Origin of the sequence: Brachyspira pilosicoli, assembly GCF_008016535.1 — a bacterium.
Taxonomy (GTDB): Bacteria; Spirochaetota; Brachyspiria; order Brachyspirales; family Brachyspiraceae; genus Brachyspira; species Brachyspira pilosicoli_A.
The window spans coordinates 109,056-127,744 of sequence record NZ_SAXY01000012.1; the positions used below are offsets into that span (position 1 = coordinate 109,056).

Below are 18,689 nucleotides of genomic sequence, written 5' to 3' on the forward strand. Positions count from 1 at the left end.
AATAATTTTCGGCATAAAAAAACCCGCACACATAAAAATATGCATGCAGGCTTTTATTTATTTATTACAAAAAATTAGAATCTCAAAGTAATACCTATACGAGGAAGTATTAAAGCTCTTATATTAGCGAACACAGCAAAACTTTTTAAGCCTTCAAATTGAGGAACATCAAATACAGGTTTAGCCCAAGGAGCAACATAATAACCTAAATCAAACAAAGAAATATCTATACCAACTTGTACAGGCCAATTAGCACCCATTTTAGGAAATAATTGTATTCTCCAACCCAATTCAAGAGATAAATAAAAACCGCCATGAGAATATAAGCTAGTAATACCATTAGCCTCTATATTTGGACCATAACCATTAGCCCTCAAAGCAGTTCCTCCTATTCTTGGAGATAAGAAAAAGCCAAAAGGAGCATTCTTCCAAAAGAAGAATTTAACATTTAAAGACCAAGGAATAGTGCTGAAAGTTATTTTGTCTTGTCCAGCTTTAATCTCTCCAACAGAAAAACCAATATCAAGCCCAACTGTCATAAAATTAAGAGGTGCAAAATCATAACTAAAACCTAAACCAAAAGCATAATGACTTGAATTAAAATTTTTTCCTGCAGTATCTGCACCTCCAGATGTAACCATTTTGTCTATATTTAAAAACCTAACACCAATATCAAAAAGCCCTGCATATAATGTAGGACCAAAGTTAATACCAAATAAACTCCTGCCATGCATATAATCCCAAAAAGCATTTCCTGTTTTCTCACCAATATTTTGTGCAAACAACCCTGTGCTTAATGATAAAATCATCATAAAGCCTATAATAAGTTTTTTCATAAGACAAACTCCAAAAGTATTTTTTTATTTATAAATAAATAACTATATGTTTCCATATAGTTATTATTTTCTTTTGCAATTCCGAAAGAGCCTGCATTAAACATAAAATATAATTTTTTTAAGACTGTAGACTGTAGACTGTAGACTGTAGACTGTAGACTGTAGACTGTAGACTGTAGACTGTAGACTGTAGACTGTCTAGTAGTTGTTAATAAATTCCTATATTGCATCATACAGTTAACATATCATATTTTAATAATTTTGTCAAGAAGTTTTTATATAGTTTAATTGAATTTTATTTATAGTTTTTCTATTTCTTCTATTGTTAGTACCGTTAATTTACTAATTAAATTAATATCCATATTTTCTTTTTTCATTCCTTGAGCAATCGGACACTATATTTTTAGCTATATAATAAAATAATCAAATATTTACAGCATAAGAAAGTACGCCATTAACTATCTCTTCTCTCACCTTTCCGCTTTCAACTAACTTTTTTAATAATTCGCTTACCCTTTTTTCATCTTCATTAAAACTAATAGCTATCATATGAACAGTATCAGGCTGCCTCATTAAAAAATTTACTATATCTTCTTCAGTGATTTTTTTAGTATTTCCTTTTGCCTTATCTGACACGCTCGGCACATCTATTTCAATACTGCAATTTGCCTCAAAATATTTTTTTGCTTTTTCCATCTCTTCATCAGTTAATGCCTTAGCTTTTTCATTAGCCGTTCTTCTAGTGGCTGTAACAAGCTGAACTCTATCAGGTTTTATTTTATTTACTATTTTTATTATATCATCAAGCTCTTCTTCGCTGTCATTAATTCCTTTAAGTAAAAATACCTCAAGCCAATACTCACCCTCAAAAACTCTTCTAAACTCTATAAGCCCATTAACCATTTTGTCAAAATCAATTTCTTTATTAGGCTGGTCTATTAACTTAAAAGTATCCATATTACCAGCATCAAGAGAAGGTATAATTAAATCAGCCATAAGCAAATTAGAACGCATCTCCTGTTTATAAAACAAAGAACCATTTGTTATGATGCATACAGGAATATCAGTTATCTGTTTGATTTCATAAATTAACTTTTTTAAATCTTTATATAATGTAGGCTCACCAGAACCTGCAAATGTTATATAGTCAATGTTTTTATTATTAAGCAAAGCCTCTTTCAATTCATATATTATTTCATCAACAGAATAATAATTAGCAAGATTAGTTTTAGTATTTTCTTCAGAACCCAACTGACAATATATACAATTATAAGAGCAAGTTTTATGAGGTATAACATCTATACCTAAAGAATTACCAAGCCTTTTTGAAACCACTGGTCCGAATACTCTTTTTGTTTTTAATTTTGATTTAGTTTTATTTTGATTAAGAAGCAAAGGCTCTTTAGTTTCTTTTTTGGCGTTGTCGTATCTCTCTTCATTTGCCTTATAGAATGCATTCGTAACCTTGTCAAGAAGTTCTCCGTCTAAACTAAATACTGATAAAGCAAATATTTCAGGCTCTTCATAATGAGTTTCTTTATTGTTTTTATATTCTTTTTTTACTGCCTTTTCTATAGCCTTTACTTTTTCTTTTATCTCATCTTCTTCAAGCATATCAGTTTTATTTAGTACGATGATAGACTTTTTCTTTATCAATTCTTTACTATACTTTTTTAATTCGTTTCTAAGTTTTTTGTAAGTATCAAGCACATCCTCATCAGTTAAATCTATAACAAAGCATAAAGCGCCAGTTCTTTCAATATGTCTTAAAAAAGTAAGCCCAAGTCCAGCACCTTCGCTAGCTCCTTCTATAATACCAGGAATATCAGCAATAACAAAACTTCTCTCATAGTCCAAATAACATACCCCCAAATTCGGAGTAAGCGTTGTAAAAGGATATGATGCTATTTTTGGATTCGCTCTTGTAAGTCTTGCAAGCAAACTTGATTTACCAGCATTGGGCATACCAACAAGTCCAATATCGGCTATAAGTTTAACTTCTAATCTTATATTTAATTTTTCACCGTCTAAACCATGCTGAGCGTAGTCTGGTGCTTGATTAGTCGCAGTGGCATAAAATTTATTTCCTTTGCCTCCTTTGCCTCCTCTTGCAGCTGTAAAACTCTGCCCGTCTTCAAGTAAATCAGCTAATATATTATTTGTATCATCATCATAAACAACCGTGCCTATAGGAACTCTTATAACAACATCATCGCCCTTTTTTCCATCACTGAGTCTTGCCCTTCCAGGCTCTCCGTCCCTTGCTCTAAATCTTTTTCTGCTTTTTATCTTTCCGAAACTGTTTATTCTCGCATCAACTCTCACTATTACATCTCCGCCTTCTCCGCCGTTTCCTCCATCAGGTCCCCCCATAGGTACATGTGCTTCTCGTCTGAAACTTACACAGCCTGCACCTCCATGTCCTGCCTCTATCTCAAAATTTACTACATCTATAAATTGTTCCATTTTTTTTATTACCTATCTTTTTATACTATTTTTGATAAGAAATTATTATATTATAAAATAACTTTTTATCAATCATATAATAAAAAATATATATTTTATTGTTGACTAGTTTTATATTCATTGTATCATAAATCTATTATGATAAATAAAATATTATTAGATTGTGAAAAAGTTTTGCAATATAATTTCAAAAATAAAAACTATCTCTTAGAAGCAATAACACACAGAACTTTTGCAAATGAAAATGGAAACATGAAATATAATCAGCGTCTTGAGTTTTTAGGGGATTCTGTACTTTCTCTTATAATATCAGAACATATATATAAAGAATATAATAGTATAAAAGAAGGAAAACTATCAAAAATTAAATCTTATTTAGTTTCTCAAAATACTTTAGCTAATATATCAAAAAAATTAAAACTTGGAGATTTTCTTTTGTTAGGAAAAGGTGAAGAAGCTTCGGGCGGAAGAGAAAGAGATAATATGCTTGAAGATTTATTTGAAGCTATAATTGGAGCAATATATTTAGATTCAAATTTAGAAAACACAAAAAACTTCGTTATGAGAGTTTATAAAGATATATTAAATAAATTAGACATTAATAATTTTGATAAAGATTATAAAACAATACTTCAAGAAATGGTGCAAAAACAATATAAAATTACACCGACATATAAATCATATGAATATAACGAAAATGATAATATAATGTTTAGAGTAGAAGTTTATGTAAAAACAAAAAAATATGCCTATGGAGTTGGAAAAAGCAAAAAAGAGGCAGAGATGAATGCGGCTAAAAAAGCAATAGAATCAATAGAAGAAATAGAAAATATATAAAAAATATATAATAATATATTAATAAAAAGGATAAAACAATGAATAAAATAATGATAGCACCATCTATATTAACAGCATCTTTTTCTAATTTAGAATCTACTATAAAAGAACTTGAAGAAGCGGGAGCTGATTATTTGCACTTAGATATAATGGACGGAAGCTTTGTTCCTCAAATAACATTTGGTTCTAAAATTGTAGCAGATATAAAAAAAATTACATCTTTACCTCTTGATGTTCATTTAATGATAGTTAATCCAGAAAAGCATATTGATGATTTTGCTAAGGCTGGTGCTGATATTATTAGCATACACTATGAAGGAAATATTCATTTGCATAAATTAATAATGCAAATAAAAGCTCATAATATAAAGGCAGGAATCGTTCTTAATCCTCATACAAGAGTTGATGTTATAGAGCCTCTTATAGATGATATTGATAATGTTCTTATAATGTCTGTTAATCCGGGATTTGGAGGTCAGAAGTTTATAACAAATTCAATTAAAAAAATTGAAGAAACAAAAAAGCTAATAGGACAAAGAGAGATTATCATATCCGTTGATGGCGGAATTAATCTAAACACTTGCAGCGATGTTATAAAAGCAGGAGCTAATTTACTAGTTGCAGGAAGTGCTATAATAGACAGCAAAGATAAAAAAGAAACTATTAAACAATTAAGAAACTTTTAAAAAATTATTAAAATTATTTTTTATATAAAAAAGGCTTAAGTTTTTAATTAAACTCAAGCCTTTAATTTTTATCAATAGCTATTTATTTTTTATTATTTTTCTTATGCTCTATAGCATCATTTACTATAGGCACTAATGTTTCAAAATCAAGCGGCTTTTCTATAAGTCTAAATACACCTTCAGCTATAATCTCTTTTACCATATCAGTATTTCCATATGCTGTTATAATTATTATAGGTATAGAGTTTTTTCTTTTTTTCATCTCTCTTATAAGAGCAAGCCCTGTCATAGAAGGCATAAGCAAGTCCGTAATAATAACATCAACAGGATTATGTTCTAATATTGTTATAGCAACTTTTCCATTTTCTGCAGTTAATACCTCAAGGTCATGTGCTTCAAGAGTATAGGTTATAAGATTACGTATATTCTCTTCATCATCTACTGCAAGTATTAAGGGTTTACCATTAAGCATATATCATACCCCTATTATATATATTTAGATAATCTGTATAAAATATTTTCTTTACCCAAAAGCTCGCATATATGTGATAACTCAGTACCAGCACTGCTTCCTGTTATAACATATCTTATAGGGTGATACAAATTAGGTCCTTTAAGACCAGTTTCTTTTTGAGCTTGTTTTATTAAATCTTTCATATATTGGTCAGTTATTTCATCAGTATTTTCTATATTAGTTTTAATAAACTGAAGAAGATTTTTACTTTCTTCTTTATTTACAATCTCTTTCATCTCGTCTGTAAGCTCAAAATCATTTTCAAAAAATACAGGCACATATTTAACAATATCAGATAAAACAACACAATTATGTCTTATAACAGAAATAAGTTTTTTAGCCCAAGCATACTCTTGTTCTGTATAATTTTCTTTTAAAAATCCTCCCTGTATAAGATAAGGTAAGAATAATTCTGCAGCCTCTTCCAAACTAAGATTTTTAATATGCCAAGCATTTAAATGTCTTAATTTAGCAGTATCAAATATAGCAGGACTCTTAGAAAATCTATCTAAAGTGAAAGCCTTAATCATATCTTCATCATTCATATTTTCCATAGCTTCAGGGTGAGTCCAACCGAGTAAAGCAAGGAAGTTTCTCATAGCTTGAGGCAAAAATCCTTCATCTTTATATTCCATTAAAGTGGCAGCACCATGCCTTTTTGATAATTTCTTTCTGTCATTACCAAGTATTGAAGAAGTATGGGCAAATCTAGGAACTTCTGCTCCCAATGCCTCATAAATAAGTATCTGTTTGGGAGTGTTAGATATATGATCCTCTCCTCTTATAACATGCGAAATCTTCATAAGCATATCATCTATAACTACAGCATAATTGTAAGTAGGAAAACCATTCTCTCTAACAATAATAATGTCGCCAATTTCATCGCTATTAGTCTTAACAACACCTCTAACAAAATCTTCAAACACTATTTGCTGATTTTTAGGGACTCTAAATCTTATCTTAGCAGGCTCACCATTAGCAACTCTTCTTTTAGCCTCTTCTAATGGTATATCCTTACATTTGCCATCATAAATTATAGGCTGATTTAGAGTTTTTTGCATATTTGACTTTTTTTCTAACTCTTCAGAAGTACAAAAACAATAATATGCCTTTCCCTCTTCCATAAGTTTTTCAGTGTATTTTTTATATATATCAAGTCTTTCAGATTGAAAATATGGACCATAATCTCCGCCAACTTCTGGGCCCTCATCCCAATCAATCCCAAGCCATTTTAATGATTTGATAGCCATATCAACGGCTTCTTTTGTGCTTCTATCTTGATCTGTATCTTCTATTCTTAAAATTAATTTTCCTTTTATTGATTTTGCATATAACCAATTAAATAATGCTGTTCTTGCATTTCCTATATGTAAAAAACCAGTCGGAGATGGAGCAAAACGAACTCTAATATCTGACATAAAAAAATATCCTTAAATTATTAACTTAACTTATTATACAATAAAAAAAATAAATATCAATTAATAATATTATAAATTTATCCGCATAAAACAGATAAAAAATAGATAAAAATAACTACTATTATATAAAAAAATTATATTGAAAAATAGAAAAATATATTATATAATTGCTTTTATATTTGGAGTTATTAATGGCAAGCATAGAAAGAGAAAAAGCTATAGAATTATTTAAAAAATACAATAAAGAATCATCTCTATTTAAACATGCCCTATCAGTTGAGGCAGTAATGAGATATTTTGCTAATAAATATAATGAAGATTCTGAAGAATGGGCAATGGTAGGATTTTTGCATGACATGGATTATGAAATGTTTCCTAATGAGCATTGTGTAAAAGTAAAAGAAATATTAGAAGAGGAAGGCTTGCCTGAGAGTTTTATTAGAGCTATACAGAGTCATGGATTTGGAATATGCACTGATATAGAGCCTATCACTAATATGGAAAAAACTTTATATGCTGTAGATGAGCTTGCAGGTTTTATTTTAGCTTGTGCTTTGGTAAGACCTTCAAAGAGTTTAGATGATATGGAAGTGAAATCAGTTAAGAAAAAATTAAAAGATAAAGCTTTTGCTGCTAAAGTTGATAGGAATATCATAAATACTGGTGCTGAGAGACTTAATATATCATTAGATGAATTAATAAAAGAAACTATAGAAGCTTTAAAACCTATACAAGAGAGTATAGGATTACAAAAAATATCTTAAAAATAATTTTTAGGTTTCCATTATGAGTAAGGTTAAGATACTAACAATAGTAGATATGCAAAATGATTATATGGAAGGCGGTCCTATGGCTGTTAATGGAGCTATTAGCCTTATACCTGTAATTAATGACCTTATAAAAAATGGAGAATATGATGCTGTAATAGCTACTCAAGATTGGCATCCGTCAAATCATATATCTTTTGCTTCAACTCATAATAAAGAACCATTTTCCAAAATTAGAGTGATGGATCAAGAAACTGGAGATGAAGATATTTTAACGCTTTGGCCTCGTCATTGTGTTGCTAGAACTTTTGGTTCTGCTATTGTTGATGAATTAAAAAAGAAAAAAGATTATATTTATGTTCAAAAGGGTGTGGATGCTGATGATGAGGGGGTATCTGGATTTTCTTATATGCATAAAGACTTTATAGATGCTGCAAAAGAAAATAAAGAGGTGCTGATATTAGATTTTGTGGGGGTTGCTTTGGATTATGCTGTTTATTATACAGCAAGAGATACGGCTGAATATGTAACTTCTATTAATGCTGAATATTTAGTTAGTGTAAATGTATTAGAATACGCCACTGCTGCAATGAACCCTGATAAAGTATATGAATTATATTCTAATACAAAAAACATTAATCTTAAAAAGGTTCATCTGTGAATATTATAAGACTTGAAAATAGTCAGATAGATGATGATAAAGTGTTTTTGTATAAAAGCCCTATTGGAAACTTGTATTTAACTCATTATAAAGATTATATCACTTCTATTTCTTTCCAAAACAATTATAATATAAACACTGATAAAGAACCTAACATTATAAAAGAAGCAAAAAAACAATTAGATGAATATTTTGGATTAAAAAGAAAAATATTTGATATACCAATAGCAGTATACGGAAGTGATTTTCAATATAAGGTGTGGATTGAAACTTATAAAATTCCTTTTGGAGAAATAGAAACATATTCTAACATAGCAAAAAAAATATCTAATAGTTCAGGAAGTATTTTTAGAGCTGTTGGAAGTGCTGAAGGAAAAAACAAAATACCAATTATTATACCATGTCATAGAGTAGTTTCTAAAGATTTAAAATTAACTGGATATGCAGGCGGAATAGAAAAAAAGGAATATTTATTAAAACTTGAAGGTTTTAAAATAAATAATTTAAAGATAATAAAATGATAAAGAAAAGTTATAATACAAGCAGATTACTTTTAGTGCAGCCTAACCTTGAAATGGCTAATTCTATTTTTGATTTTTACTATAGAAATAAAGAGTTTTTTAGAGAATTTGACCCTTATAGACCTGATATATTTTATAAACTCAATACGCATAAAAACATTATAAAAAAAGAAATTGATGATACTAAAAATTCAAGAATGCTTAAATTTTATCTATTTAAAATAGAAAATAGAAAAACAATCATAGGAATGATTAGTTTTGCCAATATAGTAAAAGGCTCTTTTTTATCTTGTACTGTTGGATATAAATTAGATAAAGATGAAACAAAAAAAGGCTATATGACAGAGGCATTAAAATATGCAATAGATATAGTATTTAAAGAATTAAAGCTTCATAGAATAGAAGCAAATATTATGCCGCATAATAAACCTTCATTAGATTTAGCAAGAAGATTAGGTTTTGAATATGAAGGACTAGCTAAAAAATATTTAAAAATCAATAATAAATGGGAAGACCATATACATATGACTATATTGAATGATGATGTATAATTTTCCTAATAATGATTTTTTTAATTAATATTATAAGATTCACTCTGCGTGCAGTTTATAATCAATAAAAAAAAATTAAAATAAGTATACTGAAATATTTTCATGTCTTTGCCCCACACTCCCACTTCTTTTGGTGACCCAAAGAAACAAAAGGACTGCATTTTTACGAAATATAGACATAAACATATAGTGTCATTATATATATTTTTTTAGATATAAAATTTGAATACTTGCACTTTTTGCAACTTTTTGCGGCGGGAAAAAGTTGAATAAAATAAAAAACTTATATGACAATTTTTTAAGTTTTGTGATTTGTGGGGACTAGCCCCCTGCGAAGCGTGCCCTTAGGGTACACACCCCCACTTCTTTTGCGACCGAAGGAAGTGCCTGTGACGTGACCCAAATAAGCAAAAAGGCTATATTTTTTGACTAATTCACAATATTACAACATTAATATATATTCTAAAAATATTAGATATAGCATGTGCGTTTTTTGCAACTTTTTTGAGCGACAAAAAAGTTGATAATAATCTATAAAATATGTTTAAGTTTTATATATGATTAAATTATATTATCTTTTATACACAGAATAAGCGTAAGATATTATAGCGGATGCTGCTGATACATTAAGTGAATCAAAATCGCTGCAGGCTCTTATTATAATGCTGCCGTCAGAATTCTTTTTCAAACTCTCCCTTACTCCGCTATGCTCATTTCCAAGTATAATAGCTGTAGGGGTGTCAAACTTAAATGTTTCTAATGATGTGTCGCCCTTCTCGCTCGCATAATATACCCAAAAACCTTTCTCTTTCATTATTTCAATAGCCCTGTTAAGATTAGTTTCTATTGATATAGTCAAATGATAGGCAGCACCAGCCGATATCTCATAAACCTTTTCATTTATAGGAGCAGCATTGTCTTTAGGTATAATAATGCCTCCCAAATCAAAAAAATATGCATTTCTTATAATAGCACCCAAATTATGAACATCAGTTATAGAATCAAGTATAAATATGAGCGGCGTATTAGTTTTCTCTAAAGCCCTATCCAAAAAAACATCAATACCTATCTCAGCATTTTCTTTCACACTCGCAACAATAGAATAAACCTTTCCTACAATGCTTTCCATCTCTCTTTTGTCAACATTTTTAATTAAAACTTTCTTTCTCTCAGCAAGCTTAATTATTTCTTTTTCTCTTTTAGATATAGGAAATTTAATATAAATAACATCAACCAAGTCTTTAGATAGAGCTTCAACTATAGCATTTTTCGAGCTAATAAACATTATTTCCTATAACCATTAGGGTGATTTTTATGCCAATTCCAAGCAGTTTCAACTATTTTCTCTAATGAGTCTATAGTAGGAGTCCAACCCAACACCTCTTTAGCCCTATCACTGCTAGCAATAAGTTCAGATGAATCCCCTGCCCTTCTTGGACAAACTTCTGCAGGTATAGAGTGCCCTGTTACTTTTCTAGCCACCTCTATAACCTCTTTTACACTAAATCCGTTTCCATTGCCTAAATTACAAGCAACACTCTTACCGCCATTTTTAAGATAATTCATAGCAGCAATATGTGCCAAAGCCAAATCGCATACATGTATATAATCTCTCAAACAAGTGCCGTCTGGTGTAGGATAATCATCGCCAAATATTTTTATGTTTTCTCTTTTTCCAAGAGGAACTTGAAGTATTAGAGGTATTAAATGTGATTCTGGGTTATGGTCTTCTCCAATATCTCCGTCAGGATGAGCACCAGAAGCATTAAAATATCTCAAAGCCACATAATTAAAATCATAAGCTTTTGTATACCAAGAAAGTATCTTTTCTAATGCAAGTTTACTATCTCCATAAGGATTAGTAGGCTCTTTTCTGCAATCTTCTTTTAGAGGAATAGTTTCCGGCTCTCCATAAACAGCAGCAGTAGAAGAAAATATAAAGTTCTTTACTTTAGCTTTAAGCATAGCATTAAGAAGATTTATAGAGTTAGATACATTGTTATGATAATATTTAGCAGGATTTTGTACACTTTCCCCTACTTCTATATAAGCACATAAATGCATAACAGAATCAATATTATGTTTAGCAAATATTTCGTCAAGTAAAGTGCTATCTCCAATGTTTCCCTGATAAAAGTTCTTACAATCTTTAATAGCCTCTTTATGACCATACTCAAGTGAATCTATTACAACAGTATCTATATTCTGTTTTAAAAGTTCACGCACCACATGAGAGCCAATATAACCAGCTCCTCCACAAACTAAAACAGCCATAATAAAAAACTCCTTTTTATAAAAAATTAATTTTCAGCACCTAAACTCTCTAAAAGCTCTATTGTTTCGCTATCATTAGCATAATATAAAACACCATCTCCATCTTCATCAGTGCTGTTAATATCAAAACCCAAGTCATTAACCAAATATTTGATAACTTCTATATTATCATTTAAAGAAGCAATATGAAGCCCATTAGCATCATAAATATTCTTAGAATCAACTAAATCGGGATGTTCCTGAACCAACATTTTTACTTCATCAACACTTCCAGTACCGCAAGCCCACAAAAAAGCATTCCACCCATCTTCATCTTTCATATAAGGATCAGCATTATTGTCAAGCAAATATTTCATTATTCCTAAATCCCTATAAAATATAGCAAATATCAAAGGCGTAGCTCCATCTATACTGTAACTGTCATCCATAAACTCACTGTATTCACTTTCATCTGTGCTTATAGTATAATCAATTAATTGACTATCCATCTCTACCAATTCTGCCACCCTTTTCAAGCTATGATTCCTTATAGCATCAAATATATCATACTCCTCACTATATTCCCCTTCTTCTCTATCTTCATAAGAAAATGCATAAGAACTCTTAATATCAACAAACTTACCATTTACTTTCACAACATTAGTATACTCTTTATGATATATATTATTAGGGTCGCTAACATAAACTTTATTATTAACTACAACTTCAGATTCTTTCTTACAAGAGAATAAAACAATAGATAATACTATCAAAATTATAAACAATACTCTTTTCATAAAATTCAAAACCGCCATTTCATATAACTTATAAATAATTATACTATAAAACCTAATTATTTTCTATAGCAACATAACAATAATAAATAAAAAGCAACAATAATCAATATAAAAAATATTTACTATTTTAATAAATAAACTGTTATAACTAATATAAATCAATATAATAATATAATTGACTTTTTTAATAAAAAATATTAGACTCTGCTTAAGATTTTTTAGGAGATTTTATTTATGGGACACAATATAATAGACGGATACAGAAAAATAGAAGGAAATTATCCAACATATAGAGAATATTTAATACATTTCTATTGTAAAGATTGCTCTAATTTTTGGACTGTAGATGATAAAGAAATCAATATAGTAGAAGATGATGATTTAACCAATATAGATGATATAATAGATGATTCTGTATCAAACTGCCCTATATGCGGTTCAACAAATATAGCAAGAAGCAACAAAAATAATTAATTATTTAATTTGTTCTTAATAAGTTCTATAATCTCTTTAGAATTAATTTCATTAGCTAATTGCAGTGCATCTTTATCTTCTTCATTTTTAATGCCTAAATTAGCACCATTTTCTATTAATATTTTTGCCGCATGAATATTATAATTTTTTAAAGCTATTATTAAAGCAGATTCATTTTTAACATCAACATCATCTAAATTAGCACCATTATCTAGAAGAAAGTTCACAGTTTCGATAGCCCCATCTTCAGCCGCATACATAAGAGGCGTTTTATTACTAAAATCTCTAGCATTGATATTTATACCAGACCTAAGTAAATATTTAATCTTTTTTAAATCTCCATACAAACAAGCTATATGTATATTGTCATTATTAGAATCTAGCCTAATATTTTTTAAAGCTCGTTTTAATATAGGTGTAAGTATAACAAGACCAACTATTACAATAATGATTATAGTACTATTTTCCATAATGCAAAATCCTATGATTTCAAATCATAACTTAAGAACTCTACTATAAAAACAAAAAATATTTTAATTTTGTAAAAGTATATAATATTAATTATTCAAATAAATTATATCTTTATTTTTAGTATCTATAACAATATTTTTTCCGTCAAACTTTTTGGCATCTTTATAAACTACATAAGGAATATTTAGTGCCTTTAATAATATAGATGAATGTGAAAGCGAACTTCCATTTAAAGATATTACACCTTTTATATTATCAGTAAAATTAGCTACAGTCGATACATAAATATTATCCGATATCAAAATAATATCCTTATTTTTAGGAATTTCTATCTTTTTATCTAATAAAACAGCTAATACTTGATTTAATATATCTAAAATATCATACTTTCTTTCTCTCATGTATAAATCGTCAAACTCATTAAAACAATCACACATATTTTGCATAATATTTGTATATAAATATAAAGCCGTATGTTTAGAAGTTTCAAGCAAATTATCTACATCGTCAATAACAGCCTCATCAAGAAGCATAGTTAAATGAGAATCAAATATAAGTGCTTCATCATTGCATAAATTTTTCCCTTCTATTATCTGCTTTTGTTTTAGTATTTCTTTTCGTACAGTCTCTATAGCATATACAAACTTTTCTTTTTCAGCTTTTATATCAATCTCTCTTTGTTCTTCATATCCTATTTTTATATCCAAATCAACATATTTAGCTAAGGCAGAAACATTTCCCTCGCATACAACCTCAAAATCAGAGTTTACAGCATATGATTTTTTCACTTCATTATCTGCTACTTCAAATTTACCATCAAATAAATCTTTTAAACTTTCCAAAAAGTTCTGAGCATTTTCTCCTTTAGCATATACTTCAACAATATCATTATATTGAATGCTCAATAAAGAAATTTTACTCATACTATCAGCCGATATTATGTTCTTGTTTTTAGTCTTATTTGTGATAAGTACAGAACAATTGCTTTTTGAAACCATATTCATAAACATAAATATAGGTCTTGCATGCAATCCGTTTTTTAATAATATTTTATATTCCTGCCTTAGATAATCTTTTAAATCATTATTAGCAGCATTTTCTTTTTCCGTTTCCTCATCATCATCTATATACGATTTTTTTGCATCTAAACTATTATTCAATTCTCTTTTTATTTCGTCTATATTTTTATTTAAAGAAGATTCAATAGCTGCTAATATTCCGCCTTCTAAAAAAGGAGCAGATGTTAGTTTTACTTTTTCTTTTTTATCATCATCAAGCATAGATATGGCCATCTCTGAACTAATAAGAGCACTGCCCAAATCACAAAAAATAATAATACCGTCATCTGTATACATCTCTTCTATTAGGTTAAAAATATCTGTAGGATCCGTACCTAATTCTTTAAAATCATCACCAACCCCGCCAGAAAAACCTATAGGTACCTCTGTTTTAGTAATATCATAAATATATTTTTTTATACTTTTTGCAAGTTCATTACTATGCGAAACAAAAATTAAACTAACCACCATTACATCCTTTTTATTAATTTTTTATTATTATAAATAAGTCATTAAACTCTTTATAAGCATATACATAGAAGTAGCACCAGGATCTTGATGCCCAATACTTCTATCTCCCAAATAACTAGCCCTTCCTTTCGTAGCCAGCATATCAATTGTAGATTTCATGCCGTTTTCTGCTGCTGATAACACATTTTCTTTAAACTTCTCTATATCATTAACATTTTCTTTCATAGCGTTCAAAGCAGGATATAGAGTATCAAGCATAGTTTTTTCGCCAGCCTTAGATTTACCCAAAGCAGCTATAGCATTAGTACCTTTATTAAATATTTCAGTTATATCACTTAAAGATAAATCTTCTTTTTTATTAGCTACTATGCCTGCATTAAGAAAAAAAGTACCATACAAAGGGCCAGAAGCTCCGCCTACATTTTTTATTAAAGCAGTTGCAGCTGTTTTAAATAAAGTTGCTATATCATTTGTATTAGGTATAGCCTCTTTTACAAACTTAAATCCTCTGCTAATATTTATACCATGATCAGCATCTCCAATATCAGCATCTAATTTACTTAAATAATCTTTATTCTCTTCATAAACATCTGCTAAATTATTAATCCATAATTTAATATTATCTATATTCATAAGCTCATCCTTTAATTTATTACATTCCCCATCTTAAAGCAGCAGTATGTACAGGATAATCCCAAAGTTTTAATATATCATCATTTACTTTCATTAAACTTATAGAAGCACCTGCCATATCTATAGAAGTAACATAATTACCTACAAGATTTCTAACTATCTTTATATTTTTTTTATTAGCAATTTTTTCAACAGTATTGAAAAGCAAATAAAGTTCCATTAAAGGAGTTCCTCCCATACCATTAACCATACAAATAACTTCATCATTATTTTTATAAGGTATATCAGAACAAATAATATCCATCATCATCTCAGCAATTTCATTAGCACTTTTCACAGGCATTCTTTCTCTTCCTGGTTCGCCATGTATTCCTATACCCATTTCCATTTCACTATCAGATATATCAAAAGTAGGTTTACCAACAGCAGGAACAGTACAAGATGTTAATGCCATACCCATAGAACGAGCATTTTCTTTACAATAATTTGCATATTGCATTACTTTATCTATATCATCTCCCCTTTCAGAAGAAGCACCGCAAACTTTCTCAAAAAATACAGTAGCTCCAATTCCTCTTCTGCCTGTAGTATATAAACTATCTTTAACAGCCACATCATCATCAATAATAATACTTCTAGCATCTATTCCATCAGCCTTACACATCTCTTCAGCCATTTGAAAGTTTATAACATCTCCAGTATAATTCTTTACTAAAAATACTATTCCCTTATCATTCTTTACAGATTTAGCAGCCTCTTCCATTTGATCAGGAGTAGGAGAAGTAAATACAGCACCAGGGCAAGCAATATCAAGCATACCATAACCAACAAATCCTGCATGCAAAGGTTCATGCCCAGAGCCGCCTCCAGATACTAAAACAACTTTGTTTCCCTGATTAGCCCTCTTTACATACATAGGTTCATAGTTCACTTTTATTATATCACCATGAGCCTTTTGCATACCTTGAAGTTCTTCTAAAATAATATCATCGATGTTGTTAATGATTTTTTTCATAGCTTCCACCTTTTTATAAATGATTACTATCAAATTATAATTAAAATACTATATTTTTGCAATATTTATATTAAAATAAATAATTATGTTATTTTTATAATATTTAATTATAAATTGCTTGCAATTATTTTTTAATAAATATATCATTAGCCAATATAATATCAAGGGGGGGTAAAATGCTAAAAAAAAATATCCATTTCAATATTAATAGTTGCATTTTCTGTAATATCTTTATTTGCTCAAGAAACAACAACAACTACTACTACTGACACAACTGCTGCAGGAGAAAAACCAAGACAACAATTGGATCAGAATTTCGTAGATGCTTTAATGAATCAAGATGAGTCTCTTCTAATTAGTGCTATAGAATCAGTAACTCCTGAGGTAAAAGCAGTATGTTTTGAAGTATCAAGCAAACTGTCTACATCATTAATAACAGCCTCGTCAAGAAGCATAGATAAATGAGAATCAAATATAAGAGCAGCATCATTAGAGATATTTTTTTCTTCTATCTTCTTTTTTTGACTTAATATCTCTTTTCTTACAGTTTCTATTGCATATACAAATTTTTCTTTTTCAATTTTTATATCAACATCTCTCTGCTCTTCATATCCTATTTTTATATCTAAATCAACATACTTAGCTAAACCGCTAACATTTCCGTCACATACAATTTCAAAATCAGAATTAAGAGTATAAACTTTTTTTGCTTCATTATCACCAAACTCAAACTTTCCATCAAATAAATCTTGAAAGAAGTCTGTTAAAATCTGATGATTATCTCCTTTTACATACACTTCCACAACATCATTATTTTGTATATTTAATAAAGATATCTTGCTCATACTATCAGCACAAACAATATTTTTATTTTTAGTTTTATTAGTGATATATACAGAGCAATTATTTTTTGATACCATATTCATAAACATAAATATAGGTCTAACATGAAAACCGTTCTTTAATTTAACTACATATTCTTTTTTTATATAATCTATTAAATTTTCTTGAACATTTTCACTATAATATTTTTTAGTAAGATTATTTAATTTATCTTCTATCTCATCTATTTTTTTATTTAAAGAAGCCTCAGAAGCAGCAATCATTCCTCCTTCTACAATAGGAGCAAATGATATTCTTACATTCTTTTGTTTTTCTTTATCAAGCATAGCAATAGCCGTCTCACAATTAACCAAAGCCTCTTTACTGTCAAAAAATATAATAATACCATTATCAGTATAATTATCATTTATAACTTTATAAATATCATTATGATTAGTACCCAATAAACTATTATTTTCTCCTATTCCTCCAGAGTAAGCAGCAGATATATTACTAACTTGATTAACATATTTTTGTAATGCCTTTACAAACTCATTACTATCTGAAACAAATATTAAACCAACCACATTTAATCCTTTTATATTTTTTATTAGTTAACATATTATTTATAAGTCAAAGTATAATAAAAACATAACTTTTTTGCAATATCATAATATATATTATTGTTTATAATACGAATTTACTATTAAAAAAATAAAAAAGGAGTGATGAATAAACCAACACTCCTTTTTATAATAATAAATATTTCTTACTGATTATTAGTTACTATTTCTACGTTTTGAGTAAAAGTATAAATTAGGTTAGTACCAGAAGTAGTAGTAATAGTTAATACATCGCCATCTAAAGCAATAGTATCAGCACCATTTAATATTTGTAAATATTCCATTTCTGCATTCATATCTTCTTCAGGTCCTGCCATTTTAGTAGAACCCATATCATCGCTTAATTTAATTTTATCGCCTTCTAAAGTAAAACCGCCAAAATAAAGGTTAATAACTGCTTTACCGCCTAACATATTAGTAGCAGAAAAAGCAATAGTAACTTCTTTACCCTCATACATATTAGTAAGAGCAAACTCTTTACCTAATAAATCATCAACTGTAATCATAGCAGCATTTGCTTTTTCAGTTGTTGTATTTGCAGATTGTCCGCAAGATACTGCGAATATTGTTCCTATAACAGCAAGAACTAAAATTAATATTTTTTTCATTTTTATTCCTCTCAATTAAATTTTGTAAAAAGAATTATATTATAATTAAATTTTATTATCAATATCAATATTATAATTTTTGTTTAGGAGTGTGAGATATTGGACATTTTTTAGTATAAAAAAAGCAGTATCCTTGTTATAATATTTTGATATAGAAAATAAATAAAGGATACTACTATGAAAAAAGATTATAGCACAGAATTTAAA

The 18,689-nt window shown here is 28.7% G+C and carries 20 protein-coding genes; 7 read left to right on the plus strand and 13 right to left on the minus strand.

Features of this window, described 5'->3' with window-relative positions:
* Nucleotides 1-74: 74 nt before the first annotated feature.
* Both EPJ72_RS01915 and obgE read right to left on the minus strand, forming a co-directional pair.
* Nucleotides 75-836, minus strand: coding sequence for a hypothetical protein (locus EPJ72_RS01915; protein ID WP_147730580.1), 762 nt, complete (start codon nucleotides 834-836; stop codon nucleotides 75-77).
* 423 nt (nucleotides 837-1,259) lie between these two features.
* Complete coding sequence (gene obgE / locus EPJ72_RS01920; protein ID WP_147730581.1) at nucleotides 1,260-3,302, minus strand: GTPase ObgE; 2,043 nt, start codon at nucleotides 3,300-3,302, stop codon at nucleotides 1,260-1,262.
* Nucleotides 3,303-3,440: 138 nt separating this feature from the next.
* Between obgE and rnc the strand changes: the two genes are divergently transcribed.
* The gene (gene rnc / locus EPJ72_RS01925) at nucleotides 3,441-4,139 is read left to right on the plus strand and encodes a ribonuclease III (RefSeq protein ID WP_147730582.1); all 699 of its coding nucleotides are present in this window, start codon (nucleotides 3,441-3,443) and stop codon (nucleotides 4,137-4,139) included.
* Nucleotides 4,140-4,177: 38 nt separating this feature from the next.
* Nucleotides 4,178-4,825 carry a ribulose-phosphate 3-epimerase gene (gene rpe, locus EPJ72_RS01930; RefSeq protein WP_147730583.1) on the plus strand — a complete coding sequence of 216 codons (648 nt, stop codon included), beginning with the start codon at nucleotides 4,178-4,180 and terminating at the stop codon, nucleotides 4,823-4,825.
* 82 nt (nucleotides 4,826-4,907) lie between these two features.
* Here rpe and EPJ72_RS01935 read toward each other — a convergent pair whose 3' ends face one another.
* The gene (locus EPJ72_RS01935; protein WP_147730584.1) at nucleotides 4,908-5,297 is read right to left on the minus strand and encodes a response regulator; all 390 of its coding nucleotides are present in this window, start codon (nucleotides 5,295-5,297) and stop codon (nucleotides 4,908-4,910) included.
* Between the two features lie 14 nt (nucleotides 5,298-5,311).
* Nucleotides 5,312-6,757 (minus strand): glutamate--tRNA ligase, encoded by a 1,446-nt coding sequence (gene gltX, locus EPJ72_RS01940; protein ID WP_147730585.1) that lies wholly within the window; start codon nucleotides 6,755-6,757, stop codon nucleotides 5,312-5,314.
* 191 nt (nucleotides 6,758-6,948) lie between these two features.
* Between gltX and EPJ72_RS01945 the strand changes: the two genes are divergently transcribed.
* From EPJ72_RS01945 to EPJ72_RS01960, 4 genes are read left to right on the plus strand one after another with little or no spacing between them, the layout of a single operon-like run.
* Complete coding sequence (locus tag EPJ72_RS01945) at nucleotides 6,949-7,521, plus strand: HD domain-containing protein (protein WP_147730586.1); 573 nt, start codon at nucleotides 6,949-6,951, stop codon at nucleotides 7,519-7,521.
* 22 nt (nucleotides 7,522-7,543) lie between these two features.
* Nucleotides 7,544-8,185 (plus strand): isochorismatase family protein, encoded by a 642-nt coding sequence (locus EPJ72_RS01950; protein WP_147730587.1) that lies wholly within the window; start codon nucleotides 7,544-7,546, stop codon nucleotides 8,183-8,185.
* A complete protein-coding gene (locus EPJ72_RS01955; protein ID WP_147730588.1) occupies nucleotides 8,182-8,706 on the plus strand; it encodes a methylated-DNA--[protein]-cysteine S-methyltransferase in 525 nt (174 codons plus the stop codon). The genes EPJ72_RS01950 and EPJ72_RS01955 overlap by 4 nt, the downstream gene beginning before the upstream one ends.
* Complete coding sequence (locus tag EPJ72_RS01960; RefSeq protein WP_147730589.1) at nucleotides 8,703-9,257, plus strand: GNAT family N-acetyltransferase; 555 nt, start codon at nucleotides 8,703-8,705, stop codon at nucleotides 9,255-9,257. The genes EPJ72_RS01955 and EPJ72_RS01960 overlap by 4 nt, the downstream gene beginning before the upstream one ends.
* A gap of 571 nt (nucleotides 9,258-9,828) precedes the next feature.
* On the opposite strand, the gene rlmB is transcribed toward EPJ72_RS01960, so the two are convergent.
* Genes rlmB through EPJ72_RS01975 form a run of 3 tightly spaced genes read right to left on the minus strand, consistent with a single transcriptional unit; the run spans nucleotide 9,829 to nucleotide 12,307 of the window.
* Entirely contained in the window at nucleotides 9,829-10,542 is a 714-nt protein-coding gene (rlmB, locus tag EPJ72_RS01965; RefSeq protein ID WP_147730590.1) for a 23S rRNA (guanosine(2251)-2'-O)-methyltransferase RlmB, read from the minus strand.
* Nucleotides 10,542-11,531, minus strand: a complete 990-nt coding sequence (galE, locus tag EPJ72_RS01970; protein WP_147730591.1) for a UDP-glucose 4-epimerase GalE — start codon at nucleotides 11,529-11,531, stop codon at nucleotides 10,542-10,544. Before galE ends, rlmB begins: the two co-directional genes overlap by 1 nt.
* A gap of 26 nt (nucleotides 11,532-11,557) precedes the next feature.
* Complete coding sequence (locus tag EPJ72_RS01975; RefSeq protein ID WP_147730592.1) at nucleotides 11,558-12,307, minus strand: ankyrin repeat domain-containing protein; 750 nt, start codon at nucleotides 12,305-12,307, stop codon at nucleotides 11,558-11,560.
* A gap of 234 nt (nucleotides 12,308-12,541) precedes the next feature.
* Here EPJ72_RS01975 and EPJ72_RS01980 point away from each other — a divergent pair, with 234 nt between their 5' ends.
* Nucleotides 12,542-12,781: a hypothetical protein gene (locus tag EPJ72_RS01980; protein ID WP_147730593.1), complete on the plus strand. Its 240-nt coding sequence runs from the start codon at nucleotides 12,542-12,544 to the stop codon at nucleotides 12,779-12,781.
* Here EPJ72_RS01980 and EPJ72_RS01985 read toward each other — a convergent pair.
* The 6 genes from EPJ72_RS01985 to EPJ72_RS02010 form a co-directional block, all read right to left on the minus strand.
* The gene (locus tag EPJ72_RS01985; RefSeq protein ID WP_147730594.1) at nucleotides 12,778-13,251 is read right to left on the minus strand and encodes an ankyrin repeat domain-containing protein; all 474 of its coding nucleotides are present in this window, start codon (nucleotides 13,249-13,251) and stop codon (nucleotides 12,778-12,780) included. The genes EPJ72_RS01980 and EPJ72_RS01985 overlap by 4 nt on opposite strands.
* A gap of 87 nt (nucleotides 13,252-13,338) precedes the next feature.
* Nucleotides 13,339-14,778, minus strand: coding sequence for a dihydroxyacetone kinase phosphoryl donor subunit DhaM (gene dhaM, locus EPJ72_RS01990; protein ID WP_147730595.1), 1,440 nt, complete (start codon nucleotides 14,776-14,778; stop codon nucleotides 13,339-13,341).
* A gap of 30 nt (nucleotides 14,779-14,808) precedes the next feature.
* Entirely contained in the window at nucleotides 14,809-15,414 is a 606-nt protein-coding gene (dhaL, locus tag EPJ72_RS01995; protein ID WP_147730596.1) for a dihydroxyacetone kinase subunit DhaL, read from the minus strand.
* 19 nt (nucleotides 15,415-15,433) lie between these two features.
* A complete protein-coding gene (dhaK, locus tag EPJ72_RS02000; RefSeq protein WP_147730597.1) occupies nucleotides 15,434-16,429 on the minus strand; it encodes a dihydroxyacetone kinase subunit DhaK in 996 nt (331 codons plus the stop codon).
* A 335-nt stretch (nucleotides 16,430-16,764) separates the two neighbouring features.
* Nucleotides 16,765-17,838, minus strand: coding sequence for an HPr family phosphocarrier protein (locus EPJ72_RS02005; RefSeq protein WP_242004873.1), 1,074 nt, complete (start codon nucleotides 17,836-17,838; stop codon nucleotides 16,765-16,767).
* A 182-nt stretch (nucleotides 17,839-18,020) separates the two neighbouring features.
* Nucleotides 18,021-18,482 (minus strand): META domain-containing protein, encoded by a 462-nt coding sequence (locus EPJ72_RS02010; RefSeq protein WP_147730598.1) that lies wholly within the window; start codon nucleotides 18,480-18,482, stop codon nucleotides 18,021-18,023.
* Nucleotides 18,483-18,689 lie beyond the last annotated feature (207 nt).